This is a genomic window from Pseudomonas sp. NPDC089554 (assembly GCF_050280645.1).
Taxonomy (GTDB): Bacteria; Pseudomonadota; Gammaproteobacteria; order Pseudomonadales; family Pseudomonadaceae; genus Aquipseudomonas.
Window position 1 is genome coordinate 40,232 of the sequence record NZ_JBNNVR010000011.1, and the last position, 26,528, is coordinate 66,759.

Genomic DNA, 26,528 nt, shown 5'->3' on the forward strand with positions numbered 1-26,528 from the left:
GCGCGCGACAGTCGCTTCCGATAAAAACAGGTGGGCGAACATGACCAACTCCGATGAAATTCTTTCCGTCAAAAACATCTATAAAGTCTTTGGCCCACAACCGCGCCTGGCCATGGACCTGCTGCGCTCGGGCGCCAGCAAAAGTGAAGTCTTCGAGAAAACCGGCCACGTCATTGGCGTGTTCGATGCCAGTTTCTCGGTAAAGCGTGGCGAGATCTTCGTCATCATGGGCCTGTCGGGCTCGGGCAAGTCGACGATGGTGCGCCTGTTCAATCGCCTGATCGAACCGACCTCCGGCAGCATCTACCTCAACGGCCGCGAGATCACCGGCCTTGGCGACAAAGCCTTGCTGGATGTGCGGCGCAAGGAAATGGGCATGGTGTTCCAGTCGTTCGCACTCATGCCGCACATGAGCGTGCTGGAAAACACCGCCTTCGGCCTGGAAGTTTCTGGCGTCAAGGAGTCCGAGCGCCACGCCCGGGCCCGCGAAGCGTTGGCCCAGGTGGGCCTGGCCGAACACCAGCACAGCTACCCTCACCAGCTTTCCGGCGGCATGCAGCAACGCGTCGGCCTGGCACGGGCGCTGGCGAACGATCCGACCATCCTGCTGATGGACGAGGCCTTTTCCGCACTGGACCCGCTGATCCGCAGCGAGATGCAAGGCGAGCTGATTCGCCTGCAAGCCGAGCAGCAACGCACCATCATCTTCATTTCCCACGACATTGAAGAAGCCATTCGCATCGGCCATCGCATCGCGATCATGGAAGGTGGCCGAGTGGTGCAGATCGGCACGCCCCAAGAGTTGATCAACCAGCCCGCCAACGACTATGTGCGCACCTTCTTCAAGGGCTTCGACAGCTCGCGCATCCTCAAGGCCGGCGACGTCGCCCAGTGCTCCCCCGAGCAGTACTGCCGGGCCGATGCAAAAGCGCCGCGCTTCAAGGCCTGCGACGAGTTCGATTTCCTGATCGACGAACGCGGCCACCTGCTCAGCGTGGTCGACACCGCCAGCAAGGGCCAGGCGCCCTCCCACCACTACTTCCTGCACGAACAGCAGCCGGTCTATACCGACACGCCGCTGCACGAAGTCCTGGATATCGCCGCGGCACTTCCCTACCCCGTGCCCGTGCTCGATCGAGAGGGCGCCCTCAAGGGCGCGCTGTCCAAGAACCGTCTGCTACAGACCCTGAGCCGCAACTGATCGCGCCCGCCGCCCGTTGCGCTTCGGCGCCCTGCGCGTCGATCGATGAAGAGGTTACCTGCAATGTCCGAGTTCAGCCTTCTCGACCCGTTCCAGTCCGCCAGCATCCCGTTGGGCGATTGGGTCACCAGCACCCTCGAGTTCCTGGTGCATAACTTCCGCGATGTGTTCCGCGCCATTCGCTGGCCCATCGACCAGGTGCTCAACGGCATCGAATTCACCTTGCAGAGCATCCCGCCGAGCATCGGTATCCTGCTCTCGACCCTGTTCGGCTGGCAGTTGGCGGGCAAGCGCATGGCGCTGCTGTGCTTCGTTACCCTGACCCTGCTGGGCCTGATCGGCGTGTGGTCCGAGTCGATGACCACCCTCGCGCTGGTGCTGACCTCGGTGTTCTTCTGCGCGGTGCTCGGCATTCCGCTGGGCATCCTCTGCGCCCGCAGCGACGGCCTGGAACGGGTGGTGCGCCCGCTGCTCGATGCCATGCAGACGCTGCCTGCGTTCGTCTACCTGGTACCGGTGGTGATGCTGTTCGGCATCGGCAACGTACCCGGCGTGCTGGTGACCATCGTGTTCGCCCTGCCGCCGTTGGTACGCCTGACCAACCTGGGTATCCGCCAAGTGCCCGAGGACAAGATCGAAGCGGCCCGCGCCTTTGGCTGCACCCCGTGGCAAATGCTGTCGCGGGTACAACTGCCCCTGGCCACCTCGACCATCATGGCCGGGCTCAACCAAACCCTGATGCTGTCGCTGTCGATGGTGGTGATCGCCTCGATGATTTCCGTCGGCGGCCTGGGCCAGATGGTATTGCGCGGCATCGGCCGCCTCGACATGGGGCTGGCCACCGTCGGCGGCGTCGGCCTGGTGTTGCTGGCCATCTTCCTCGACCGCCTGACTCAGGCCATGGGCGACCGCAGCAGCGCCGACCCCAGCCTGCGCTGGTACCACACCGGCCCCGTCGGCGCCGTGTGGCGCCTGTTCGGCGCACAACCGCAGGTGCCGCGCCGCAAGATTTCCTGACACTGAAGCAATCGATTCGCCGTATTCCCTCCCTCTAGAAGACAAGGCCCGAACGATGTCAAAGCTCACTGTCCCACAGCGTTTCCTGAAAAGCCTCGTTGCACTCACCCTGGCAACCAGCGCCCTGCTCGCCCACGCCTCGCCCGAGCGCCCCGGCGAAGGCACCAAGGTGACGCCGATCTTCCCGTCCATTGCCGAGGAGCGCTTCCGTGGCGAGGTGGCCATGGCTGGCCTGCGCGAGCTCGGCTACAAGGTCCAGGAGCCGAAGGAAACCGAATATGGCGTGATGATGGTCGCCCTGGCCAATGGTGACGCTGACTTCACCGTGCACCTGTGGGAGAACCTGCACGCCAAGTTCTACCAGCAGGCCGGTGGCGACGAGGTGATGGTCAAGGTCGGCGAGATCCTGCCCGGCGTGCTCCAGGGCTACCTGATCGACAAGAAGACCGCCGAGCAATACAACATCAAGTACATCACCGACCTGAAGAAACCCGAGATCGCCAAGCTGTTCGACACCAACGGCGACGGCAAGGCCGACCTGACCGGCTGCAACCCCGGCTGGGGCTGCGAACTGGCGATCGCCCACCACATGAAGGCCTATGACCTGGAGAAAAGCATCCAGGTCAACCAAGGCTCCTACTTCGCCCTGATGGCCGACACCATCGCCCGCTACAAGGAAGGCAAGCCGATCCTCTACTTCACCTGGGTCCCGCAGTGGATCGCCAGCGTGCTGGTGGAAGGCCGCGACGTGGTCTGGCTGGAAGTGCCGAAAACCGACCTTCCAGGCGGCGACAACACGGTCAACACGATGTACCAGGGCAAGAACCTGGGCTTTGCCATCGACAAGATCGTGGCGGCGCTGAACAAGGACTTCGCCGAGAAGAACCCGGCGGCGGTCAAGTTCCTGTCGCTGGTGCAAATCAGCACCCAGGATGAGAGCGAGCAGAACCTGAAGATGCAGAACGGCGAGAAAAAGCCGGCCGACATCGAGCGCCACGCCAAGGAGTGGGTCGCCGCCCACCGCCAGCAGTTCGACCAATGGCTGCAAGCCGCACGCTCGGCCGCCGAGTAGTCCAACTGAACGCCCCGTCGCCAGGGGGCACGAAAGTGCCCCCGCTCAACCGGTGAGAGTGCCGAAGCCATGAATTCATCGCCGTACTCGATACCCGCCGATGCCCGGCGGATCGACCCCGCACGCCGCCGCGCCAGCGCGCTCAAGCCCGATGGTTCGGTGGACGACAACGACCGTGCCGAAATCGGCCCCACGCCCCTGGCGTTCTCGGAATGGCAACACCTGGGCCTGCAACCACCGCACCTGCCGACGATGCGCGAGTACCGCCTCGAACGCCTCAAGCAGCAGCTGGTGGCACGCGACCTGGGCGGCCTGCTGCTGTTCGATCCACTGAACATCCGCTACGCCACCGACACCACCAACATGCAGCTGTGGACCACCCACAACCCGGCCCGCGCCTGCTTCGTCGCCGCCAGCGGCCACGTGGTGCTGTGGGACTTCCATGGCTGCGACCACCTGAGCGCACACCTGCCCTTGGTCAGCGAACTGCGCAGCGGCGCCTCGTTCTTCTACTTCGAAACCGGCGAGCGTACCGATGAGCATGCGCGCCGCTTCGCCGGCCAAGTCGATGAGCTGCTGCGCAAGCATGCCGGGGCCAACCGGCGCCTGGCGGTCGACCGTATCGAGCTGGCCGGGGTGCGCGCACTCGATGCGCTGGGTATCGAGCTGTGCAGTGGCCAGGCGGTTACCGAGCTGGCTCGGGCCATCAAGGGGCCCGATGAAATCAAGGCGATGCGCTGCGCGGTGGCGTCCTGCGAGGCGTCGGTGGCCGAGATGCAGCAGGCGATGCGCGCCGGCCTGACCGAGAACGACATCTGGTCGGTGCTACATGCGGGCAACATACGCCGTGGCGGCGAGTGGATCGAGACGCGCATCCTCAACTCCGGCCCGCGCACCAACCCCTGGTTCCAGGAGTCTGGCCCACGGGTGTTGAGCGATGGAGACCTGGTGTCGTTCGACACCGACCTGATCGGCGTCTATGGCATGTGCGTCGACATGTCCCGCAGTTGGATCTGCGGCGGGCTGCAACCCACGGCGCAGCAGAAGCACCTGTACCGCATCGCCCACCAGCACATCACCCACAACATCGAGCTGGTCAAGCCCGGTGTGCGCTTCAGTGACATGACCGCCCTCGCCCACCGGCTGCCGGAACCTTACCGGGCACAGCGCTACGGCATCATCTTCCACGGTGTGGGGCTGTGCGACGAATACCCGAGCATCCGCTACCCGGAAGACCTCCAGGCCTATGGCTATGACGGCGAACTGCAAGCGGGCATGGCCTTGTGCGTCGAAGCGTATGTCGGTGAGGTGGGAGGCCGAGACGGTATCAAGCTGGAAAACCAACTGCTGGTGACCTACAACGGTTATGAATTACTGACGCATTACCCCTTCGAGGACAGCTTCCTTAAAGACTGACTCTTCGAATAACGGATAACACCGGGTTATCCATTCGCACCCGGAAATGTTGCTGGACGCTCCCATCGCCCGGCCATAAATTCTGTTCAAGCCCGCCACCAACTATCACGGGCAAGAACAATAACTTATCGACAACTTGCCAAGTTCAAGCGAGCGGTCGAGCCTGCGCGGCAGAGTGACAACATGAAGAATATGACGAACACCATCAGTACAACTTTCGCCGCTCGAAAACCCGCACTGCCAGGGCACGTTAGTGTCCAGGCCCGTACTTCGCATGTCGGCTTTCTGTTGCTCGATCATTTTTCATTGCCCTGTTTCACGCAGTCACTCGACGTGCTGGTCACGGCCAACCTGATCACTCCCGGCAGCGTGCAGGTGCATACCTTCAGCCATACCCATGCCGAAGTGATGAGCGACCTGTCCATCCCGATCCGCCCGGACACCCCGCTGACCGATATTCGCCTGGCCAACCTGGACTTGCTGGTCATCTGCGGCGGGCTGCGCAGCCCAAGAGCCGTGCCGGCCTGGCTGAGCAGCCTGCTGGGCCGCCTGGCCAAGCTGCCCATGGCTTTGGGTGGGTTGTGGAATGGCGCCTGGTACCTGGGCAAGGCCGGCCTGCTGGACGGCTACCGCTGCACTATTCACCCCGAACAGCGCACGGCGCTGTGCGAGCAGGCGCCAGGCACCCAGGTGTCGTTCGACACTGTGGTATTCGACGGTGACCGCCTCACCGCCGCCACCCCCGCCGGGGCCTTCAGGATGATGCTCAAGTGGCTGGAAACCTGCGCTGGCCGCACGCTGGCCAACGCGGTTGCCGAGGTGCTCGACTACGACCGCACCCGCCTTCGCGGCACCCATGCCAGCCACCTGCACGGCCCGCTGCGCGAAGCCATCCTGTTGATGGAGTCGAACCTGGAAGACCCACTCGACCTCGACCAGCTGGCGCACTATGCCGGCCTGTCTCGGCGGCAAATGGAACGGCTGTTCCGACATAAACTTTCCACCTCGCCGCAAAAACATTACTTGCACTTGCGAATGATCGAAGCGCGGCGCCTGATTCAAAACTCCAATCTTTCAATCGTCGAAGCAGCCTTGGCCTGCGGTTTTGTTTCCAGCAGCCATTTCAGCCGAACTTATCACGCACTTTTCGGGCATCCACCGTCACGGGAATTACGCCATGACCTTTAACCCGTGGGTAGTTAGCGCTTTGCCGAAAGTTTGGATAACACCAGGATCATTCAAATGACTTCAGTCACTTCATTGCCTGCCGACGACAACTCGTGTGGCTGGTACCACCTGAGCCAGCAGCGCCAGCCCACTGCCGCTCATCGCGGCCACAGCCAGGCGCCCTGGGTGATCGTCGGTGCCGGCTTCACGGGGCTGGCAGCGGCACGTGAACTGGCGACCCGGTTCCCCGACCAGGTCATCATCCTGGTCGATGCCCAGGAAGTGGGCTTCGGCACCTCCGGGCGCAACGCAGGCTTCGCCATCGACCTGCCCCACGACATCGGCGCGCCCGACTATATCGGCGACATCACCATTGCCAAGAAGACCCTCAAGCTCAACCTCAGCGGCCAGGCCTACCTCAAAGAATTGGTGCAGCGCCACGCCATCGACTGCCAGCTCAAGCACTGCGGGAAATACCAAGCCGCCATAGAGCCCAAGGGCATCGCCATACTCGACGCCTATCGCAGCGGCCTCGACAAGCTGGAGCAGCCCTACGAAATGCTCGAGGCCCAAGACCTGCCCGCGCACATCGGCACCCACTTCTACCGCAAGGCGCTGTTCACCCCCGGCACGTCGCTGGTGCAGCCATCGGCGCTGGTCAAAGGCCTGGCAGACACCCTGCCCGGCAATGTCAGCCTGTTCGAGAACACCCCCATCACCTCGGTGGAATACGGCCGCAAGAGCGTTCTCAAGCACGCCCATGGCTCGATCACCGCCGACAAGCTGATCCTCACCAACAACGCCTTCGCCATGAGCTTCGGCTTTCTCAAGGGGCGCATGCTGCCGGTGTTCACCTACGCCAGCCTCACCCGCCCACTCACCGCCGAGGAACAAGCCCGGCTGGGCGGCAAGCCGTACTGGGGGCTGATCCCCGCCCACCCGTTCGGCACCACGGTGCGGCGCACGCCCGACAACCGCATCCTGGTGCGCAACAGCTTCAGCTTCAACCCGAACGGGCGTAGCGACCCCAGGTACCTCGCGCGTTTCGTCAAGCGCCATGCGGCGTCGTTCGAGCGGCGCTTTCCCATGCTGCCGGGCGTGCCGTTCGACTACACCTGGGGCGGCGCACTGGCCCTGTCACGCAACCATGAAGGCTATTTCGGCGAACTGCGCCCCAACGTCTACGGCGCCCTGTGCTGCAACGGCCTGGGCGTCACCCGTGGCACCGCCACCGGCAAGTTGCTGGGCGAATGGCTGGCAGGGGAACGCAACGAGCTGATCGATTTCGTCCTGGGCGCCGTCGGCCCCAACGCCAACCCACCGTCGCTGCTGGTGTCGGTGGGGGTGAACCTCAACTTGCAATGGGGGCAGTTCAAGGCAGGCCGCGAGGCATAGACCGCAGTGGCGCCCTTCCCTGGCGCTGTTTTTTCTTACTGACAGTACAAGGAGCGATAGAAGTGAAATTCCAAGGCATCTACACCCCGGCAATCACCCCGCTGGCCGCAGACGGCTCGATCGACAAGGCGGCGTTCAGCGAAGTGATCGAGTATCTGGTCGAGTCGAAGGTCCACGGCGTCATCATTGGTGGCTCCACCGGCGAGTACTACGCCCATACCACCCAGGAGCGCCTCGAACTGGCCGCCCAGGCCAAGGATGTGCTGAACGGTCGCCTGCCACTGATCGTCGGTACCGGCGGCATACGCACCGAAGACGCGGTGGCTTTCGCCAAGCACGCCAAGGAAATCAAGGCCGACGCGTTGCTGGTCGGCAGCCCACCCTACGCGCTGCCGACCGAGCAGGAAATCGCCCTGCACGTCAAGGCGGTGGATGCCGCCGCCAACCTGCCGATCATGCTCTACAACTACCCTGCCCGCATGGGCGTGAGCATGGGCGAAGCGTTCTTCGACGCCGTGGCCGATGTGCGCAATATTGTCGCCATCAAGGAAAGCTCCGGCGACATGAACCAGTTGCACCGCCTGGCCACCCAGCGCCCGCACATCCAGCTGTCGTGCGGCTGGGACGACCAGGCCCTGGAGTTTTTCGCCTGGGGCGCCAAGAGCTGGGTCTGCGCCGGCTCCAACTTCATCCCGCGCGAACACGTGGCCCTGTATGAAGCCTGCGTGGTCGAGAAGAACTTAGACAAGGCTAGGCAGATCATGGCCGCCATGATGCCGCTGATGGATTTGCTCGAAGGCGGCAAGTTCGTCCAGTCGATCAAGTACGGCTGTGCGCTCAACGGCCTGCATACCGGTGGCGTACGCCAGCCGCTGCATGACCTGGACGCCAGCGAGAAAGCGGCGCTGGCAAAGGTCGTGAGTGAACTCAAGCGCAACATCGCACAGATCACCGGAGGCGTCTGAACATGGCTGAACTACTGAGCAAGGCCCAATACGCGGCCATCGCCGCCAACCTGCAACCGCGTACCCAGGCGTTCATCGACGGCGAGTTCCGTGATGCCCTTTCGGGCGATACCTTCGTCACCACCAACCCCGCCACCGGAAAGCCGTTGGCCGAAGTCGCCGCCTGCGACGTCAATGACGTCAACCTCGCCGTGGCCGCGGCCAAGCGCGTGTTCGAAGACGGCTCATGGTCGAAGCTGCAACCCGGCGAGCGCAAGCACGTGTTGCTGAAGTTCGCCCAGTTGCTCGAAGACAACGCCCACGAACTGGCGGTGCTGGAAAGCCTGGACAGCGGTAAGCCGGTCAGCGAGTGCCAGAACGTCGATGTGCCCGAAACTATCCATACGATTCGCTGGCACGCCGAGCTGATCGACAAGATCTACGACGCCACCGCTCCTACCGGCAATGCTGCCGTGACCCTGGTGGTGCGCGAAGCCATCGGCGTGGTCGGCCTGGTACTGCCGTGGAACTTCCCGCTGCTGATGCTGGCCTGGAAGATCGCCCCGTCCCTGGCCGCCGGTTGTTCGATCGTGGTCAAGCCGGCCAAGGAAACCACCCTCAGCGCCCTGCGCGTGGCGGAGCTTGCCCATCAGGCGGGCATTCCGGCCGGGGTGTTCAACCTGGTGCCTGGCGGTGGCCGCGAAGTGGGCGAAGCCATCGGCCGCCACATGGACATCCCCATGGTCAGCTTCACCGGTTCCACCGACACCGGCCGCCTGTTCCTGAAATATGCTGCCGAGTCCAACCTCAAGCGCATCGTCCTGGAGCTGGGTGGCAAGAACCCGGCGGTGGTGATGAACGACTGCGAAGACCTCGACGAAGTGGCCCAGTTCGTCACCGCCGGGGCGTTCTGGAACATGGGCGAGAACTGCTCGGCGTCCTCGCGCCTGATCGTGCACCAGGACGTGAAGGACGAGTTGCTCGGCCTGATTGCCAAGCACCTCAAGGACTGGAAACTCGGCGACCCGCTCGACCCGGACAACCGCCTGGGCGCCATGGTCAGCAAGGCGCACTTCGAGAAGGTCAGGTCGTACCTGGCGCACGCCGCCGAGCAGGGGCTCAAGGTGGTGCACGGCGGCGAGACCGAGCAAGGCGTGTTCGTGCAGCCGACCCTCGTCGATGGCGTCCCCCGCGACAGCAAGCTGTTCATCGAGGAGATCTTCGGCCCGGTGCTCAGTGTGACCAGCTTCACGACCCTCGATGAAGCCATCGAGTTGGCCAACGACACCGTCTACGGCCTGGCCGCCTCGGCCTACACCGGCAGCCTGCGCAATGCCCTGCGCCTGTCGCGGGAAATTCGTGCGGGCGTGGTCACGGTCAACTGCTTCGGCGAAGGCGATGCCTCGACGCCGTTCGGGGGCTACAAGGAGTCTGGCTTCGGTGGGCGCGACAAGTCGATCTGGGCCCATGACCAATACACGGAGCTGAAGACCATCTGGATCAACGCTTCATGACCTGCGCAGTCCCGGTGCTGTTCTGACGGCGGATTTGGGCCGCGAAGTGGCCCATTCCTCCTCCTTCCCAAATCATTACCCTGATCGTAACGATTCGGTACTGACCTTGATTGATGGGCTCGCCACACGCCCCCTAGGATCACTCCACGACAGCGAACCGTGGAGTCACGCATGACCACAACAAAGAATCCACCGCCGCAATGGTCGCGGCGGCGTGCCGAGAAGCAGCGCCGCCTCGACCGGGTCCGGCACCTGGCCGACGGCGTGGTGCTACCCACCGAGCGGATCGTCGAAGCGCTGGAACTGCTGATCGCGCCCTGTGACCGCGTGGTGCTCGAAGGCAACAACCAGAAGCAGGCCGACTTCCTCTCCCGCGCCCTGGCCAAGGCCGACCCCACTCGCCTGCACGACCTGCACATGATCATGCCCAGCGTCAGCCGCGCCGAGCACCTGGACCTGTTCGAGCGCGGTATCGCGCGCAAACTCGACTTCTCCTTCGCCGGCCCGCAAAGCCTGCGCATCGGCCAACTGCTGGAGGACGGCCTGCTCGAAGTCGGCGCGATCCACACCTACATCGAGCTTTATTCACGGCTGCTGGTCGACCTGATCCCCAACGTCACCCTGGTCGCCGGCTTCATGGCCGACCGCGAGGGCAACCTCTACACCGGCCCCAGCACCGAGGACACCCCCGCGCTGGTGGAACCCGCCGCCTTCAGCAACGGCCTGGTGATAGCCCAGGTCAACCAGCTGGTGGAACGCACCGACGACCTGCCACGGGTGGATATCCCGGCCTCCTGGGTGGACTTCGTGGTGGTCGCCGACCGGCCGTTCTACATCGAGCCGCTGTTCACCCGCGACCCACGCCACATCAAGCCGGTGCACGTGCTGATGGCGATGATGGCGATTCGCGGCATCTATGAAAAACACCAGGTGCAGTCGCTCAACCACGGCATCGGTTTCAACACCGCCGCCATCGAGCTGATCCTGCCGACCTACGGCCAGTCCCTGGGCCTGAAAGGCAAGATCTGCCGCAACTGGACCCTCAACCCGCACCCGACGCTGATCCCGGCCATCGAGTCCGGTTGGGTCGAGAGCGTGCACTGCTTCGGCACAGAGCTGGGCATGGAGGACTACATCGCCCAGCGCCCGGACGTGTTCTTCACCGGCCGCGACGGTTCCATGCGCTCGAACCGCCTGATGTGCCAGCTGGCCGGGCAGTACGCCGTGGACCTGTTCATCGGCGCCACCTAGCAAGTGGACGGCGATGGCCACTCCTCGACCGTCACCCGCGGCCGCCTGGCCGGCTTCGGCGGGGCGCCGAACATGGGCCACGACCCCCGTGGGCGGCGCCACGCCACCCCGGCCTGGCTGGACATGACCGTGCCCGAGACCTTGCTCGAACGTGGCCGCAAGCTGGTGGTGCAGATGGTCGAGACCTTCCAGGAAGGCGGCAAGCCCACCTTCGTCGACACCCTCGACGCCGTCGCCGTGGCGAAGAAAGCCGGCATGCCCCTGGCGCCGGTAATGATCTATGGCGACGACGTCACCCACCTGCTCACCGAGGAAGGCATCGCCTACCTGTACAAGGCGCGCAGCCTCGAGGAACGCCAGCAGATGATCGCCGCGGTGGCCGGGGTCACCAGCATCGGCCTGCGCCACGACCCCAAGGACACCCAACGCCTGCGCCAGCAGGGGCTGGTAGCGCTGCCGGAAGACCTTGGCATTCGCCGCACCGACGCCAGCCGCGAACTGCTGGCCGCGCGCAGCATCGCCGAGTTGGTGGAGTGGTCTGGCGGCCTGTACAACCCGCCCGCACGGTTCAGGAGCTGGTGATGGAACAACTCGACCTGCAAGCGCGTTGGTCGCGCTATCCCCATGGGTACACGCCAGCACCGGTGAAACAGCAGGTGCACGGTATTGCCCTGGCCGACCAACTGGCCGACCTGGCCGTGGAGGCCTTGATCGACGAGGCCGACCTCTCGCCCAAGCCAGGCCTGGTGGACCGGCGGGACAGCGGCGCGCACCGCGACATGACCCTGACGCTGATGCATGCCTCGGCCTTGTCGCTGTGGCCGTGCTTTCGGCAGATGGCCGAGGCCGCCCTGTTCCACGGCGAAATCGGCCTGCCGCTGCGCGCCGCCCTGGGCCGCATCGGTCGCGATGGCGAAGCCGCCATGCTGGCCACTACGGGCGGGGTCAACACCCACCGCGGCGCGATCTGGGCCCTGGGCCTGCTGGTGGCGGCCCGTGCACTGGCCCCTCGCGCCGATGCCCTGACCCTGGCCAGTCGCGCCGGGCGCATCGCACTGCTAGAAGACCCTGGCGCCCGCGCCCAGGACAGCCACGGCCAGCAGATGCTGCGCCGCCATGCGGTCGGTGGCGCCCGCGAACAAGCACAGCAAGGCTTCCCGGCAGCGGTCGGCCATGGCCTGCCGCAACTGCGCCGCAGCCGCGCCGCCGGCGCCAGCGAAGCCCACGCGCGCCTGGATGCCTTGCTGGCGATCATGGCCACCCTGGGCGATACCTGCGTGCTCTGGCGCGCCGGGCCACAGGGCCTGCTCACAACCCAGCAAGGCGCCCGCGCGGTGCTCGATGCCGGCGGCAGCGCCACCCTCGCCGGGCGCCGCCAACTGCGCCAGCTGGATGCCCAGCTGCTGGAGATCAACGCCTCACCGGGCGGCGCCGCCGATCTGCTGGCCGCCTGCCTGTTCCTCGACACTGCCGGGAGCCTGTGACATGGAAACCCTCAACTTTCAATTCCCCGCCGCCCTGCCCGGGCGTGGCCGCGCCCTGGTGGGCTGCGTCAGTTCCGGTGACCTCGAGGTGCTGATCGAGCCGGGCACGGCCAATCGCCTGGAGATCCAGGTGGTCACCTCGGTCAACGGCGGTGGCGCGCGCTGGACACAGCTGTTCCAGCGCCTGTTCGAAGGCCGCGAGCTGCCTGCGGTGCGCATCGACATCCATGATTTCGGCGCCACCCCCGGCGTGGTGCGCCTGCGCCTGGAGCAAGGCTTCGAGGAGATTGCCCCATGACCGACACCCAGCACTTGCTGCAATGTCGCAGCTTCGTCGAACTGGGCGCCCGCCAGCGTGCCCGGGCCTTGCTCGACAGTGGCACCTTTCGCGAACTGCTTGACCCATTCCACCGATTGATGTCGCCGTGGCTGCCGCGCCAAGGCATCGTGCCCCAGGCCGACGACGGCGTGGTGATCGCCAAAGGCTCGCTGGGCGGCCGCCCAGCGGTGATCGCCGCCATCGAAGGCGGGTTCCAGGGTGGCAGCATGGGCGAAGTGGGCGGTGCCAAGATCGCCGGTGCCCTGGAACTGGCTATCGAAGACAACCGCAACGGTATCCCTACCTGCGCGGTACTGCTGCTGGAAACCGGTGGCGTGCGCCTGCAAGAGGCCAACCTGGGCCTGGCGGCGATTGCCGAGATCCAGGCGGCGATCGTCGAACTGCGTGGCTACCAGCCGGTGATCGGGCTGATTGCAGGGTCGGTCGGCTGCTTCGGTGGCATGTCCATCGCCGCCGGGCTGTGCAGCCAGTTGCTGGTGACCCGCGAGGCGCGCCTGGGACTGAACGGCCCGCAGGTGATCGAACAGGAGGCCGGCATCGATGAATACGACGCCAAGGACCGGCCCTTCATCTGGAGCCTGACCGGTGGCGAGCAACGCCATGCCAGCGGCCTGGTCGACGGCTATGTGGCCGACGATGTCGACGACATTCGCCAGCACTTGCTGCAACTGCTGGACGCCCCCAGCGCCAAGCGCGCCAGCCGATACGCCTGGTACCTCGAGCGGATGTCGCGCTTGGGCGCCGAGGTTTCGCAACTGGATGCCGCCGGCGTGCGCGCCCTGTACCAAGGAGATGCCTGATGAACCGTGCCCTGAACTGGCTATCGGCCCTGGCCGACGGCGAACCGCTGGCAGGCTTTCCTGCCTCGCTGCGGGTGATCGACGGTGAACTGGACAACCGCATGGCGCGCTTCATCGCCGTGCTGCCCGATGCGCAGAACCCCTTCCCCCGTGCGCGCAACGGCGAAGTCGGCCTGCTCGAGGGCTGGGGGTTGGCCAAGGCGGTCAGCGAAGCGATCGAAGCCGACCGCAACGGCGAGAAGCGCGCCATCGTCGCGGTGATCGACGTCCCTAGCCAGGCCTATGGTCGTCGCGAGGAAGCGCTGGGTATTCATCAGGCCTTGGCCGCTGCGGTCGAGGCCTATGCCCAGGCGCGGCTGGCCGGGCACCCGGTGATCGGGCTGCTGGTGGGCAAGGCGATGTCCGGGGCGTTCCTCGCCCATGGTTACCAGGCGCAACGCCTGATCGCCCTGGATGACAGCGGGGTCATGGTGCACGCCATGGGCAAGGCAGCAGCGGCGCGTATCACCTTGCGCAGCGTCGAGGAGCTGGAAGCCCTGGCGGCGCAGGTAGCGCCCATGGCCTACGACCTGGACAGCTACGCCTCCCTGGGCCTGCTGTGGCGCAAGCTGTCGGTGGACAACGCGCAGGCGCCCAGCGTTGCCGACCTGGCGCAGGTGCGTCGCTGCCTGGCCGAAGCGGTACAGGATATCAGCCAGTCGAGCGACCTACGCTCGCGCCTGGCTGGCGAGCACCGCCGCGCCTCGCGTGAGGTGCGCGAACGCCTGCGCGCCCAATGGCAGGGGGCCTGAGATGAACACGCCAAGGCCACACGACCTGCTCTGGGGCATGCCCGTCTCGGCATTGCCCAACGATGCGCCACAGTGGGCGCGCGAGGTGCTGGCCAGTGGGCAGCCGGTGGTGGTACGCCGCGCAGGCTGTGCGCCCGGGCAGGTGCCGGTCGGGGTGCGCGGGGCGCTGCGCGAACAACGCCTGGCCTGCGACATGGCCTTGGCGAGCGTCAACCGCAAGGTCAGCCCGCCCGCGCTGCGCTGCACCCAGGCCGAGGGCTGGCCGGCCCTGCGCGCGCTGGCGTATGTCCACGCACTGCTGGACGCCACCGGCCAGGCATGGGGCCCTACAGGAGGCGTGGGCTACCAGCTCGCCACCGGGGTCGAGGTGCTGCATGCGGCAAGCGATTTGGACCTGCTGCTGCACGCCCCCGAACCGCTCAGCCGGTGCCAGGCGCGGGCCTTGCTGAAGCAGCTCGACGGCGCCCCCTGCCGGGTGGATGTCCAGTTGCAAACGCCCACCGGCGCCATCGCCCTGCGCGAATGGGCCAGCGGCGCGTCGAGGGTACTGCTGAAAACGGCGCAAGGCGCACGGCTGGTCGGCCACCCATGGTTGGCCGAGGCCTACGCCGCATGAGCAGCCTGTTCGTGTTTCCCGGGCAAGGCGCCCAGCAGCCCGGCATGCTGCATCGCCTGCCCGAAGAGGCGAACGTGCTGGTGGAACAAGCCAGCGACTGCCTCCAGCAGAACGTCCTGGCGCTGGACAGCGCCGACGCCTTGCGTTCCACCCGCGCGGTGCAGTTGTGCCTGCTACTGAGCGGCGTTGCCTGGGCGCGCTGGCTGATGCAACGCAGCCCGCAGCCGGATTATGTGGCCGGGCTGTCCATCGGCGCCTACCCCGCAGCCGTGGTGGCCGGAGCCCTGGAGTTCGCCGATGCCGTGCGCCTGGTGGCGCTGCGTGGTGAGTTGATGCAGACCGCCTACCCCAGTGGCTACGGCATGACGGCACTCAATGGGCTCGAGCTGGAACAGGTCGAGCAACTGCTTGGCGCGGTCTCAGGGCCGGTGCATGTCGCCAACCTCAACAGCGACAGGCAAATCGTCATCGCCGGCAGCGAGGCGGCAATGGCCGAGGTGGCGGCCTTGTCGCGGCGTCATCACGGGGTCGCGGCGCAGCGCCTGGCGGTCAGCGTCCCGTCCCATTGCGCCTTGCTCGACGCACCCGCCGAGCAGTTGCGCCAAGCGTTTGCCGAGGTGCCGGTCGGGCGCCCACGCATCACCTACCTGAGCGCCAGCCTGGCGCGTGCGCTGCATGACCCGCAGCAACTGCGTGACGACCTTGCCGCCAACATGGCGCGCCGGGTCGACTGGCGGGCCATGCTGCTCAACGCCTACCAGCGCGGGGTGCGGTTGCAGGTAGAAATGCCGCCTGGCTCGGTATTGAGCGGCCTGGCCAGTCGGGTGTTCGAACACGGCCGCGCGGTGGCCCTGGAACACACACGTGCCGATACCGTCGACACGCTGCTGCGTCGGGAATTGAACTCGCACAACTGATGGCGGTATTCGCGGGCAAGCCCGCTCCTACAGTGTGCTTGCAAAGCAGCCCCAGGCTAGCTGACCGGGCATTAGGCATTCAGCCCAGGTTCATGCTGTACATCCGGCACTCGGCAAGCAGAGCCAGCAAATTCGGCTCGCGCTCGCGCGCCTTGAGGAACACCGCGCCAATGTGTTGTTGCAGCCGGTAGCGCGGCTGCAACGGCACCAGGCGCACGCGGTTCTCGTACACCGCGGCGATACGCCCCGGCAACAAGGCAAACCCGACCCCCGAACTGACCATGCTCAGCAGCGTGAAGATGTCGTTCACCTGCATGGCCACCTTGGGCTCGAAGCCCGCTTGTTCGAACACGTGCATGCCATCACGGTGGGTCGCAAAGCCCTGGGTCAGGGTGATGAAGGTGGATTCGGCAAGGTCCGCCAGGTCCACGCAGGCCTGGTGGGCGAACGGCGAATCGGTGGGCACGGCCAGGAAGATGTCATCGGAAAACAATGGCAGCTGCTCGCAGGCCGAATCTTTCACCGCGTCATCCAGCGCCACCAGGACCGCGTCCAGCTCATGGTTCTTCAGGCGCTGCATCAGCTCGACGTTGGAGCCCAGGGTCAGGTCGATGTTCAGCTCGCTGCGCCGTATCTTCAGGCCCATCACCAGCTTGGGCACGGTTTTCACCGTCAGCGAGTAGAGCGCGCCAAGGCGAAAACGGTCCGCGTAGAACCCTGCCGCCTCGCGGCTCAGGCGCACCATCTCCTGGGCATCCTGGATCAGCTGGCGGCCCTTCTTCTCGAGCACATAGGCGCTTTCCAGGGGAATCAACTGCCGCCCCTGGTGCTTGAACAGCGGGCAACGCAAGGCGTTCTCCAGCGAGTGGATGGCCCGATGCACGCTGACAGCACTGGTTTGCAGGTCCTCGGCCGCGCGGCCCAGGTTGCCGCTGCGCATGAAGGTCAGGAAGGTCTCCAGCTTTTTCAGTGTCAGCTCTTCGTCGATCAGCATCAGGTCGTCTCGGGGGCGTCGTTGGCGTATGCCCGATAATTGGAAGCTGGCGTGCTCACGTCAAGCCGGGTCGTCGTATCGCGCCGAAAAAAACTAAACCTTCGCCCACCGCCGTGGCTCAACCGCTTGCGACATTGACGTCGCGCCAACGGTACGAAGGGGTAAGACATGCACCCGCCATTGTTGATACTCGCAGGCTTTACGCTGTTGCTGGGCCTGGCGTCACTGCAAGTACAGGCCGCCACCTCCGATGATTTCGTCGATGCGGCCACCGAGGCGGGTATCGCCGAAGTGGTGACAGGCAACCTGGCGAAAGAGAAAAGCCAGAATGCCGACATCAGGCAGTTCGCCCAGCAGATGGTCACCGACCACACCCAGGCCAACCAGCAACTCGGCGATATCGCCCGAACCCTGGACATCAGCGTACCCGACGAAGCGGCGCTGACCGACAAGGTGAAGAAGATGATTCTCGAGTGGCGCGAAGAATCGTTCGACAAGGCCTATATCGACAACCAGGTCGATGCCCACGAAACCGCCGTGCAACTGTTCCGCAAGGAAGCGCAATCGTCCGACAAGCCAGAACTCAAAGCCTTCGCCAGCGAAAAACTGCCAGCGCTCGAGCAGCACCTGGAGCGCGCCAAGGCTCTGCAGGCCACCCACGCTAAATGACCCGGAGACTGAACATGAGCAATGACGCACTACGCACCGAAGTACTGACCCGCCTGCTGCATGCCCACCCGCACGGGCTGGGCAAGGAAGTGCTGGACAACTACCGCGGCGAGAAAGCCGTGGCCGGCATGCTCAATACCTTGCAGGAGCATGGCTTGATCCAGGATGGCAGCGTGGTGGTGGACGACGACCACCACATCAGCATGAGTTACCCGATCAAGCTGTCATCCGCTGGGGTAGAGGCTGCCAAGCGACTGGACAGCTGACGCGCAGGAGCGCCGTGCGTGGGGGTTGGCGCCTGCTTGCAGGCCTTCCAATCTCCTGCGCTTGCCCAGCACTATGCTGCCAACCCCAGGCACATCGGTCCGTTACAGCTTTCGCAACGTGTAACCCTCGCACCCAGGAGCGAACGCCATGCCCCGTGGAGACAAAGACAAGTACACCGCAAAACAGAAACGCAAGGCCCAGCGCATCGAAGAAAGCTACGAACAGCAAGGCCTTTCCAAAGACGAAGCGGCGGCGCGTGCCTGGGCGACCGTCAACAAGCAATCGGGTGGTGGTGAGAAACGTGGAGGGTCAGGCACCACCACCCCGGAGCACGAGAAGAACACCGCCCGCTCCGACTCGGCCAAGCGCGCCGCGAAAACCCGCGAAGGGTATGCACGCACCTCGATCACATCGCTGCAAACGCAAACCAAGCACAGCCTGCTCAAGGAGGCACGCAGCCAGGGCATCAAGGGGCGCTGGCGCATGACCAAGGCGCAGTTGGTCGAAGCGCTGCACAAGCAGGGCTGATGTCGCCAGGGGTGGGGGCGGGCGAATTATGGCGCCGACGGCACCAATATGGCCTGGTCAGACTCGATGGAGGGAATGGCCATCACCCCTCGCCTTTCCACCAACCATTGGCGCATCCGCAGGGTGTCGAAGATCCGCCCCTCGTCCATCATCACCAGAATGAGTGCTTGAGACATTCGGTAACACCCGCATTGGGCGCAGCAACGCTCTTCCCATCCGGCGGGGCAATCGATGGCTTGCGCCTGTCCTGCGCAGATTAGACAACTCATGAAGACCCCTTTTGCTCTTGTTGGGTGCGAGGGTTGATGCAACGACCGGGGGTCGAAGCCTGTTCTGCTAAATCATGAGATTTTCGTGCCAACTTTGCGAAACGATGGCACCGGCTGCGCCGGTGTTCGCGGGCATACCAAGGCTGCGCGGCCTTCAGGATCAGTGATCCAGCTCGTCCTTGGTGATCGCTCCCGTACGAGGGTCGACATGAAACTCGTAGCGCTTGCCGTCGGCCTTCATGCCTTCGCCTTCCCAATGGCCATCGTCGGCCTCGATCTTGGTGACCTGCGTGTAGCCTGCCCCCTTGAGGGTGGCGACAGCCTGCTCCTTGGTAATCGTCCAGTCGCCACCGGGCTGGTCGGCCCAAGCCGAAGTCGAACCCAGTGCGCCGACCAGTGCCAGGCCGGTAAACAGTCGTGTCATGGTTTTCATCGCCAACATCCTTTTTTTGTGGGGTTATACCGATGCGACTGGCGCGTGCTTGCGCCAGTTCATTTGAAACTACCAGTGGCACCCCGCTTGCAAGGCACAATTGAAAACCATTCTCGACTACTGCACACTTGCGCCGCGCCGTATCGGCGGGTACCGAAACTGAGGCAAGGCAATGGCTGACGCATCGACACAACTGCAGGTGTTTCTCGGCGTGCGCCGGGAACTGGTGAGCTATGCCAGCACCATTACCGGCGACCGCGCCCAGGCCGAGGATATCGTCCAGGAAGCCTGGATTCGCTTTACCCCCGCCGCTGCGGTCGAGCAACCGGTGGCCTACCTGTACCGCATCGTGCGTAACCTCGCCCTGGACCTCAAACGCAGCCGCAGCCGTGAACAGGCGCACCAGGCCAGTGCTCCGGCCTGGCTGCACCCCGGCCACACAGCCGACCCTGCCGACAGCTGCCAGCACAGCATGCTGCTCGACCGCCTAAGCGACACCCTGCAAGCCATGCCCGAAGCCAGCCGCCTGGCCCTGGAAATGCACCGTTTTGGGGGTTGCACCCTGGCGCAGATCGCCCAGCGCCTGGGCGTGTCGCTGAGCACGGCGCACCGCCTGCTGCGCGACGCCCTCGCCCGCCTTGCCCAGGAAGTCGATGAGCCTGACGCCGACGGGGCCAGCCATGAAGCTTGACCCCCAATTGCTGGAGCAGGCCGCCGATTGGCACCTGCGCTTGCAGGAAAACCCAGAAAGCCGCACTGAGTTCGAGCAATGGTTGGCCGCCGCGCCAGAGCACCGTGCGGCGTGGCAGCGCATCGTGAAGGTGTGGGGCGCCCTGGGCGAAATGCCGTCGGCCAGCTTCACCGGCGCACCGCCCGTGGTGCCTGCCCTGCCCCGTCGCAAGCGACGCTGGCCCGCCCTGGCAGCAGCCGCCAGCATAGTCGGGTTGGCCGTGCTGCTCACGCCCCAGACACAACTGGCGCTGCACGCCGACTACCGCACCGGCAGCGGCGAAACTCGTGAGGTGCAGCTGGCCGATGGCTCACGCATCACCCTGGGGCCACAGAGCGCGCTGCGGGTGGTGGACGATGCCGAACGCAACGTCGAGCTGCTGCAAGGCCAGGCCTTCTTCAAGGTGGCCCACGATGCCGAACACCCCTTCACGGCCCAGGCTGGCGAGTTGTCGGTGCGCGTGCTGGGTACTGCCTTCGACCTGAGCCTGGGCGAGCGCCACGCCGAGGTCGCGCTGGCCGAAGGCTCGGTCCAGGCCGAGAGCCGCACGCAGCCCTTGAGCGAGCGCCTGAGCCCCGGCCAACGCCTGGGCTTCAGCTGGCCCTCCGGGCAGGTGACGCGCTCGCGCCTGGAACCGGCCCAGGTGGCCAGCTGGCGCAGCGGCGCGTTGTTCGTCGAAGACCTGCCGGTGCGCGAAGTGGTCGAGCGTTTGCAACGCTACAGCGGCGGCTGGGTGATGGTCGCCGAACCGCTGCGCGAGCAACGCATCACCGGCGTGTTCGACGTGCGCAACCCCGAGCGCGCCTACACCGCCCTGGCCCAATCCCTGGGTACCCAGAACCGCCAAGTCACCCCATGGGTACGGCTGCTGGGCGATTTTTAAGTTTTTTTCCGCCGGCCTGAAAAAAAACCGCGAGCACGTCGTCTTTCAACGTCCCTTTGAGAAAATTTCTCAAATGAAAGTCAGACGTATGAAGGATCGTTCCCATGCCGCGCTTGTATCCGCTGTCGCCCCTGGCCCTGGCTCTGTTGCTGCCGATCAACACCGGCTGGGCCGCCGAAGCCCCCGTTGAACGACGCACTGCGTCCTATGCCATCACTGCTCAACCGCTGGCTTCGGCGTTGGCACAGTTCGCCCGGCAGAACGGCCTGCAACTGAGCTTCAACGCCGCCCTTGCGCAAGGCCGCATGGCACCGGCGGTACAGGGCCAGCTCGGGGAAGGCGAAGCACTGCAACGCCTGCTGCAAGGTTCAGGGCTGTCGTGGAACATCACCCCCGAGCGCACCCTGCTGCTGTTCCCCACGCCCCAGGACGGCGCGCTGAACCTGGCGCCCTCGACCATCAACGCCAGCTACCCCGTGGAGCGCGCCGACGGCCCCGTGCAAGGCTACCGCGCCACCCGCAGCGCCACCGGCACCAAGACCGACACGGCGCTGCGCGATATCCCGCAGTCGATCCAGGTGGTGTCACGCCAGGTCATGGAGGACCAGCAGGTCAACAGCCTGGCCGACGCACTCAGCAACGTCAGCAGCGTGCAGCGCAGCAACACCCATGGTGGCTCCTCGGAGGCCTTCGTGATTCGCGGCTTCAAGGCCACCAGCTACGCCGTCGACGGCATGGCCATGAACCCCTTGATCTCACGCCCTGAAACACTGCGCGACCTGGCCAACGTCGAACGCGTTGAAGTGCTCAAGGGCCCGGCCTCGGTGCTGTATGGCCGCGGCAACCCGGGCGGCCTGATCAACCTAGTCACCCGCCAGCCCACCTTCGAACCCGAGGCGCGGGTCAAGGCGCAGGTCGGCTCCTATGACTTCTACCGCCTGGAGGCCGACGCCAGCAGCGCCCTGAACGCCGACAAGACCCTGGCCGGGCGCTTCACCGTGGCCACCCAGACCGACCGTGGCTTTCGCGACACCTTCCGCGACAGCAAGCGCACCTACGTCTCGCCCACCCTGCGCTGGGAGCCTAGCGAGGCCACCCGTGTAGATGCCGGCATGGACTTCATCAACCAGACCAGCCCGTTCGACCGTGGCCTGCTGCCGCAGAACGGCAAGATCAACATGCCTGCCGACCGCTTCCTGCACGAGCCCTGGTCGCGGGACAAGGCCGACAAGTTCTCGGTGTGGTACAAGGCCGAGCACGACGTCAACGACTGGCTGACCCTGCGCCAGATGACGCGCTGGGACCAGTCGCACAAGGACCGTTTCGTGGTCGATTTGCGTAGCATCGACAGCGACGGGCGCACCCTGGCGCGCCGCGCCACCGACGGCAACGAGCGCATCAGCACCCTCGACACCCAGTTCGAGGCCATCGCCCGCTTCACCACCGGCGGCCTGAAGCACACGGCCCTGGCCGGTTTCGAATACGTCGACGGTCGCCGCGTGGTGGCCAGCGACCGCGCCTCGCTGGCCTCCATCGATATCTACGAGCCGGTGTACGGCGCGCTGCCTGGGCCCTTTCGCTTCAACGAAAAGTCCAAGTACAACCTTGAGTCGTACAGCTTCTACCTGCAGGACCAGATCGACTTGAGCCAGCAGTGGAAACTGCTGCTGGGCGCGCGCTACGACGACACCCGTCAACGCAACACCCTCACCAATGCCGACTACGAAGTCAGCCAGACCAACCTCGACCCCAGCAAGGTTTCGCCGCGTGTCGGCCTGGTCTATCAACCCCGCGACTGGCTGGCGCTGTACGCCAGCTACAGCACCTCGTTCACCCCGCAAAGCGATATCCGCCGCGGCGGCAGCGTGCTCGACCCGGAGGAAGGCATCCAGTACGAAGTGGGCGCCAAGTTCGACCTGATTCCCGACCGCCTGAGCGCGACCCTGGCAGTGTTCGAAATCACCCGAGAGAACGTCGCCGCCCCCGACCCGAGCGACGACAACTACTCGGTGCAGACCGGCGAGCAGCGGGTGCGTGGCATCGAGCTGGACCTCAGCGGCACGCCGCTGCCGGGCTGGGAGATCATCGGCAACATCAGCGCCCTGCAAGCCAAGGTCACGAAGGACACGGTGATCGAGGAAGGCAACCGCCTCGAAGGCGTGCCAGCCCTGAGTGGCTCGCTGTGGACCAGCTACCAGCTGCAGAGCGGCGACCTGGCCGGGCTTGGCTTCGGGGTCGGGGTAGTCGCCGTGGGCGAGCGCCAGGGCAATATCGAGAACAGCTACGACGTGGGCGGCTACGCCCGGGTCGATGCCAGCGTATTCTACGACGTCAACGACGATGTGCGGGTTTCGCTCAATGGCCGCAACCTGCTCGACCGCAAGTACATGGAGACCGTGGCCGGCACCGATGGCAACTATGCCGGCGACCCGGCCGAAGTGGTGGCCAGCGTGAGCATGAAGTTTTGACCGCGCCCAACCCCCTGCCCGAACGCGCCACGCTGCACCGCGCCTGGCGCGATGTGCAGCGCAAGCGCCTGTTGATCTGCGCCGCGCTGGGCCTGGCGCTGCTGGCGAGCCTGCTGACCGACATCACCTTGGGCAGCACCGCCTTCGCCCCGCTCGAGGTGCTGCGCGCCGTGCTCGGCAGCCCGGGGGTGGAACCCGATACACAGGTGATCGTGCGTGAACTGCGCCTGCCCTTCGCGCTCATGGCCGTGCTGGTGGGCGCGGCACTGTCGCTGGCCGGTGCCGAGATGCAGACCATCCTCAACAACCCACTGGCCAGCCCCTTCACCCTGGGTGTGTCGTCGGCGGCTTCGCTGGGGGCGGCCCTGGCCATCGTGCTCGACCTGGGTGTTCCGGGGGTGCCCGCTGGCGCCCTGGTCACGGCCAACGCCTTCGTCTTCGCCTTCGCCTCGGTGCTGATGCTGCAGGCCGTGGCCGGGCTTACCGGCGGTGTGCAGAGCCTGGTGCTGTTCGGCATCGCCCTGGTGTTCAGCTTCAATGCCATGGTCGCCTTGCTGCAGTACCTGGCCAGTGCCGATGCCTTGCAACAGCTGGTGTTCTGGAGCATGGGCAGCCTGACCCGCTCCAGCTGGCCGGCGGTGCAGACCCTGGGGCTGGTGCTGCTCCTGGTGCTGCCGTTCAGCCTGCGCGCGGCCTGGCAGATGACCACCCTGCGCCTGGGCGACGAGCGCGCCGAAACCCTGGGCATCGACGTGGCGCGCCTGCGCTTCGGCGCCTTGCTGCGCATCAGCCTGCTGGCGGCGACGGCCGTGGCCTTCGTCGGCACCATTGGCTTCATCGGACTGGTGGGGCCGCATATCGCGCGCATGCTGATCGGCGAGGACCACCGCTTCTTCCTGCCGGTCAGCGCCATGACCGGCGCGCTGATCATGTCGCTGTCGGCCATCGTCAGCAAACAGCTGATTCCCGGCGTGGTGCTGCCGGTGGGGATCGTCACGGCGATCGTCGGGGTGCCGCTGTTCATGAGCCTGATTCTCAAGCGGGGCCGCCAATGAGCTGCTTGCAAGTACGCGACCTCAGCGTCGGCTACAAACGCCACACGGTGCTGCACGGCATCACCCTGCCCGACCTTGAACCCGGTGAGCTGGTGGCCTTGGTCGGCCCCAATGGCGCGGGCAAGTCGACCTTGCTGCGCAGCCTCGCCGGCCTGCTGCCGGGCGCGCAGGGTGGCGTGCGCTTCGCCACCCTCGACCTGCTGCGTTGCAGCCGCCGCGAGCGCGCCCAGGTGCTGGGCTTCATGCCGCAGACGCTGCCCGAAGGCATCGCCCTCAGCGTGCTGGAAACCCTGCTCGGCGCGCTGCGTGGCGGTGACCCGCAGGCCGCGCTGGGCAATGCCCATCAGCAACAGGAGAGCGCCTACGCGGTGCTGGAGCAGTTGGGCATCCTGCATTTGGCCTTGCGCCCGCTGGACGGGTTGTCTGGCGGGCAGCGGCAGATGGTCAGCCTGGCCCAGGCCGTGATTCGCCAACCGCGCCTGCTGCTGCTCGACGAACCCACCAGTGCGCTGGACCTGCGCTACCAGAACGATGTGATGGCCACCGCCCGCAAGCTGGCCGACGAAGGCCGCCTGGTGATCGTCGTGCTGCACGACCTTGGCCTTGCAGCGCGCTGGGCCGACCGCCTGGTGGTGCTGGAGGCGGGCAACCTGCATGCTGTGGGAACGCCGCAACACACGCTAACCCCCGGCATGCTGGCCAAGGTGTACCGGGTGAAGGCCAGGGTAGAAGCCTGTAGCCACGGCCGGGTGCAGGTGCATGTCGACGGCTCGCTGCCATGAGCCGTGTGCTGCACATCCTGCCCTGGCTGCTGATGCTGCTGTGCACGCCCCTGCACGCCTCCAGCTACCCGCGCACCCTCACCGACCTCGCCGGCCGTCAGGTGGTGCTGCACCAGGCACCGCAACGCATCCTGTTGCAAGACAGCAACGACCTGCTCACCCTCGCGTTGCTGGAGCGGGAAGACCCACTGCGGCGAGTGGTCGCCTGGGGCAGTGGCCTGGCAGGTTCCGACCCTGCGCTGTGGCGGGTGGTGAGCGAGCATTGGCCGCAGGCGCGGCAGGTACGCCAGGTCGAGTTCGTGCAAAGCGGGCAGATCGACATCGAAGGCCTGCTGCGCACCCATCCGGACTTGGTGGTGGCACGCCTGCAAGCCAAGGCCGCCATCGAGAACACCGTGCTGTACAGCGTGCTTGAACGCCTGGGCATCCCGCTGTTGTACGTCGACAACGAGCAGGACCCGCTGCGCAACGTGCCGCGCAGCGTAGCCTTGCTGGGCCAGGCCCTGGCCAGGGAGAACGAAGCCCAGGCCTACCTCGATGCCTACCAGCAGCGCTTGCAGGCATTGCTGAACGCCACACGCGGCCTGCCCTCGCCACGCGTGTTCGTCGAGGCCCGGGCCGGCCAGGCGGGCAGCGGCGGCTGTTGCCACACCCAGGGCAACGCTGGCTGGGGGTTACTGGTGCAGCGTGTCGGCGGCATCAACCTGGGCTCGCAGTACCAGCGCAGCGGGTCGTCCGACGTGGCGCTGGAGTCGTTGATCCTGGCCAAGCCCGACCTGTACCTGATGACCGGCACCCAACGGGTGCGCAATGGCGTCAGCGCGATTCCCTTCGGCTACGGCACCGATGCCGCCCAGATTCACGCAGCCATGGCTCGCCTGATGCAACGACCCGGCTTCGCCGCCGTGGCCAGTGCCGCCAATGCCTGCACCCAAGGCCTGAACCATCAGTTCTACAACAGCGTGTTCAACATCGTTGGCGCCCAGTGGCTGGCCAAGCTGTTCTGGCCGCAGCAGTTCGCCGCCCTCGACCCAGACGCCGAATACCGGCGCCTGCTCCGCGAATTCACCACCCTGCCAGACCGCCCGTTCGTGTTTCACGGGCAGGTCTGCTTCGACCAACTGGATGCCTCATGATCGCTTCACTCAAAGCCTGGGCACGGCGCCTGAAAAGCCAATTGATCCTGCTGTGGCTGTGCCTGCGCCAGCCTGACATCCCCAAGCTGGCCTGGCTGGTGAGCCTGGCGACCGTGGCCTACGCCTTCAGCCCCATCGACCTGATTCCGGACTTCATCCCCGTGCTGGGCTTTCTCGATGATGTGATCCTGGTGCCCTTGGGGATTGCCCTGGCCCTGCGTCTGATCCCGCAGGCGCTGCTGCTGCGCTGCCAGCCCGAGGCCGAACGCCTGGCAGGGCAAAAGCTGCCGTTCAAGGGGCGCTGGGTGGCGGCGGCGGTGGTTGTCTCGGCCTGGCTGGCGCTGCTGGGCTGGTGGCTGGCGGTCTACCTGGCGCGATAAGCCTGGCCT

General features: G+C 65.5%; 27 protein-coding genes and 1 pseudogene. 25 read left to right on the forward strand and 3 right to left on the reverse strand.

What is annotated here, in order from left to right:
* Positions 1-40 precede the first annotated feature (40 nt).
* The 15 genes and pseudogenes from ACQKPE_RS05605 to mdcH all read left to right on the forward strand — a co-directional run bounded on the left by ACQKPE_RS05605 (position 41) and on the right by mdcH (position 15,925).
* The gene (locus ACQKPE_RS05605; RefSeq protein WP_427663925.1) at positions 41-1,201 is read left to right on the forward strand and encodes a quaternary amine ABC transporter ATP-binding protein; all 1,161 of its coding nucleotides are present in this window, start codon (positions 41-43) and stop codon (positions 1,199-1,201) included.
* Between the two features lie 63 nt (positions 1,202-1,264).
* Positions 1,265-2,218, forward strand: coding sequence for a glycine betaine/L-proline ABC transporter permease ProW (proW, locus tag ACQKPE_RS05610; RefSeq protein ID WP_427663927.1), 954 nt, complete (start codon positions 1,265-1,267; stop codon positions 2,216-2,218).
* Positions 2,219-2,273: 55 nt separating this feature from the next.
* Entirely contained in the window at positions 2,274-3,290 is a 1,017-nt protein-coding gene (proX, locus tag ACQKPE_RS05615; RefSeq protein WP_427663929.1) for a glycine betaine/L-proline ABC transporter substrate-binding protein ProX, read from the forward strand.
* Positions 3,291-3,359: 69 nt separating this feature from the next.
* The gene (gene dddP, locus ACQKPE_RS05620; RefSeq protein WP_427663930.1) at positions 3,360-4,706 is read left to right on the forward strand and encodes a dimethylsulfonioproprionate lyase DddP; all 1,347 of its coding nucleotides are present in this window, start codon (positions 3,360-3,362) and stop codon (positions 4,704-4,706) included.
* Between the two features lie 306 nt (positions 4,707-5,012).
* Positions 5,013-5,894: a GlxA family transcriptional regulator gene (locus ACQKPE_RS05625; RefSeq protein WP_427663932.1), complete on the forward strand. Its 882-nt coding sequence runs from the start codon at positions 5,013-5,015 to the stop codon at positions 5,892-5,894.
* Positions 5,895-5,948: 54 nt separating this feature from the next.
* Positions 5,949-7,268 (forward strand): NAD(P)/FAD-dependent oxidoreductase, encoded by a 1,320-nt coding sequence (locus ACQKPE_RS05630; protein WP_427663934.1) that lies wholly within the window; start codon positions 5,949-5,951, stop codon positions 7,266-7,268.
* Positions 7,269-7,330: 62 nt separating this feature from the next.
* Positions 7,331-8,233, forward strand: coding sequence for a dihydrodipicolinate synthase family protein (locus ACQKPE_RS05635; RefSeq protein WP_427663936.1), 903 nt, complete (start codon positions 7,331-7,333; stop codon positions 8,231-8,233).
* Positions 8,234-8,235: 2 nt separating this feature from the next.
* The gene (locus ACQKPE_RS05640) at positions 8,236-9,726 is read left to right on the forward strand and encodes an aldehyde dehydrogenase (protein WP_427663938.1); all 1,491 of its coding nucleotides are present in this window, start codon (positions 8,236-8,238) and stop codon (positions 9,724-9,726) included.
* 171 nt (positions 9,727-9,897) lie between these two features.
* A pseudogene (gene mdcA, locus ACQKPE_RS05645) lies at positions 9,898-11,559 on the forward strand (malonate decarboxylase subunit alpha).
* A complete protein-coding gene (locus ACQKPE_RS05650) occupies positions 11,559-12,461 on the forward strand; it encodes a triphosphoribosyl-dephospho-CoA synthase (RefSeq protein WP_427663940.1) in 903 nt (300 codons plus the stop codon). The pseudogene mdcA and the gene ACQKPE_RS05650 overlap by 1 nt, the downstream one beginning before the upstream one ends.
* Position 12,462: 1 nt before the next feature.
* Positions 12,463-12,759: a malonate decarboxylase subunit delta gene (locus ACQKPE_RS05655; RefSeq protein WP_427663941.1), complete on the forward strand. Its 297-nt coding sequence runs from the start codon at positions 12,463-12,465 to the stop codon at positions 12,757-12,759.
* On the forward strand, positions 12,756-13,601 hold the full coding sequence (locus ACQKPE_RS05660; protein WP_427663943.1) for a biotin-independent malonate decarboxylase subunit beta: 846 nt from the start codon (positions 12,756-12,758) through the stop codon (positions 13,599-13,601). Before ACQKPE_RS05655 ends, ACQKPE_RS05660 begins: the two co-directional genes overlap by 4 nt.
* Entirely contained in the window at positions 13,601-14,392 is a 792-nt protein-coding gene (gene mdcE / locus ACQKPE_RS05665; protein ID WP_427663945.1) for a biotin-independent malonate decarboxylase subunit gamma, read from the forward strand. The genes ACQKPE_RS05660 and mdcE overlap by 1 nt, the downstream gene beginning before the upstream one ends.
* A 1-nt stretch (position 14,393) precedes the next feature.
* Positions 14,394-15,008, forward strand: a complete 615-nt coding sequence (locus tag ACQKPE_RS05670; RefSeq protein WP_427663947.1) for a malonate decarboxylase holo-ACP synthase — start codon at positions 14,394-14,396, stop codon at positions 15,006-15,008.
* Positions 15,005-15,925 carry a malonate decarboxylase subunit epsilon gene (gene mdcH, locus ACQKPE_RS05675; protein ID WP_427663948.1) on the forward strand — a complete coding sequence of 307 codons (921 nt, stop codon included), beginning with the start codon at positions 15,005-15,007 and terminating at the stop codon, positions 15,923-15,925. The genes ACQKPE_RS05670 and mdcH overlap by 4 nt, the downstream gene beginning before the upstream one ends.
* Before the next feature lie 79 nt (positions 15,926-16,004).
* Here the strand turns inward: mdcH and ACQKPE_RS05680 are convergent, their stop codons facing one another.
* On the reverse strand, positions 16,005-16,919 hold the full coding sequence (locus tag ACQKPE_RS05680) for a LysR family transcriptional regulator (RefSeq protein WP_427663949.1): 915 nt from the start codon (positions 16,917-16,919) through the stop codon (positions 16,005-16,007).
* Between the two features lie 168 nt (positions 16,920-17,087).
* Between ACQKPE_RS05680 and ACQKPE_RS05685 the strand changes: the two genes are divergently transcribed.
* From ACQKPE_RS05685 to ACQKPE_RS05695, 3 genes are all read left to right on the forward strand, one after another.
* Positions 17,088-17,588: a DUF4142 domain-containing protein gene (locus ACQKPE_RS05685; RefSeq protein ID WP_427663950.1), complete on the forward strand. Its 501-nt coding sequence runs from the start codon at positions 17,088-17,090 to the stop codon at positions 17,586-17,588.
* 14 nt (positions 17,589-17,602) lie between these two features.
* Positions 17,603-17,854 carry a hypothetical protein gene (locus tag ACQKPE_RS05690; RefSeq protein WP_427663952.1) on the forward strand — a complete coding sequence of 84 codons (252 nt, stop codon included), beginning with the start codon at positions 17,603-17,605 and terminating at the stop codon, positions 17,852-17,854.
* A 148-nt stretch (positions 17,855-18,002) separates the two neighbouring features.
* Positions 18,003-18,383, forward strand: coding sequence for a termination factor Rho (locus ACQKPE_RS05695; protein WP_427663953.1), 381 nt, complete (start codon positions 18,003-18,005; stop codon positions 18,381-18,383).
* A 26-nt stretch (positions 18,384-18,409) separates the two neighbouring features.
* Here the strand turns inward: ACQKPE_RS05695 and ACQKPE_RS05700 are convergent, their stop codons facing one another.
* Positions 18,410-18,559, reverse strand: a complete 150-nt coding sequence (locus ACQKPE_RS05700; RefSeq protein ID WP_427663955.1) for a hypothetical protein — start codon at positions 18,557-18,559, stop codon at positions 18,410-18,412.
* Between the two features lie 253 nt (positions 18,560-18,812).
* A complete protein-coding gene (locus ACQKPE_RS05705) occupies positions 18,813-19,085 on the reverse strand; it encodes a PepSY domain-containing protein (RefSeq protein WP_427663957.1) in 273 nt (90 codons plus the stop codon).
* Between the two features lie 172 nt (positions 19,086-19,257).
* Between ACQKPE_RS05705 and ACQKPE_RS05710 the strand changes: the two genes are divergently transcribed.
* The 7 genes from ACQKPE_RS05710 to ACQKPE_RS05740 all read left to right on the forward strand — a co-directional run bounded on the left by ACQKPE_RS05710 (position 19,258) and on the right by ACQKPE_RS05740 (position 26,519).
* Positions 19,258-19,776 (forward strand): RNA polymerase sigma factor, encoded by a 519-nt coding sequence (locus ACQKPE_RS05710; RefSeq protein ID WP_427663959.1) that lies wholly within the window; start codon positions 19,258-19,260, stop codon positions 19,774-19,776.
* Positions 19,766-20,698, forward strand: a complete 933-nt coding sequence (locus ACQKPE_RS05715) for a FecR family protein (RefSeq protein ID WP_427663960.1) — start codon at positions 19,766-19,768, stop codon at positions 20,696-20,698. The genes ACQKPE_RS05710 and ACQKPE_RS05715 overlap by 11 nt, the downstream gene beginning before the upstream one ends.
* A 104-nt stretch (positions 20,699-20,802) precedes the next feature.
* Entirely contained in the window at positions 20,803-23,166 is a 2,364-nt protein-coding gene (locus tag ACQKPE_RS05720) for a TonB-dependent siderophore receptor (protein WP_427663962.1), read from the forward strand.
* Positions 23,167-23,180: 14 nt separating this feature from the next.
* A complete protein-coding gene (locus ACQKPE_RS05725; protein WP_427664002.1) occupies positions 23,181-24,221 on the forward strand; it encodes a FecCD family ABC transporter permease in 1,041 nt (346 codons plus the stop codon).
* Positions 24,218-25,003, forward strand: a complete 786-nt coding sequence (locus ACQKPE_RS05730; protein ID WP_427663963.1) for an ABC transporter ATP-binding protein — start codon at positions 24,218-24,220, stop codon at positions 25,001-25,003. Before ACQKPE_RS05725 ends, ACQKPE_RS05730 begins: the two co-directional genes overlap by 4 nt.
* Positions 25,000-26,139 (forward strand): ABC transporter substrate-binding protein, encoded by a 1,140-nt coding sequence (locus ACQKPE_RS05735; protein ID WP_427663965.1) that lies wholly within the window; start codon positions 25,000-25,002, stop codon positions 26,137-26,139. The genes ACQKPE_RS05730 and ACQKPE_RS05735 overlap by 4 nt, the downstream gene beginning before the upstream one ends.
* Entirely contained in the window at positions 26,136-26,519 is a 384-nt protein-coding gene (locus tag ACQKPE_RS05740) for a YkvA family protein (RefSeq protein WP_427663967.1), read from the forward strand. The genes ACQKPE_RS05735 and ACQKPE_RS05740 overlap by 4 nt, the downstream gene beginning before the upstream one ends.
* Positions 26,520-26,528: the final 9 nt, after the last annotated feature.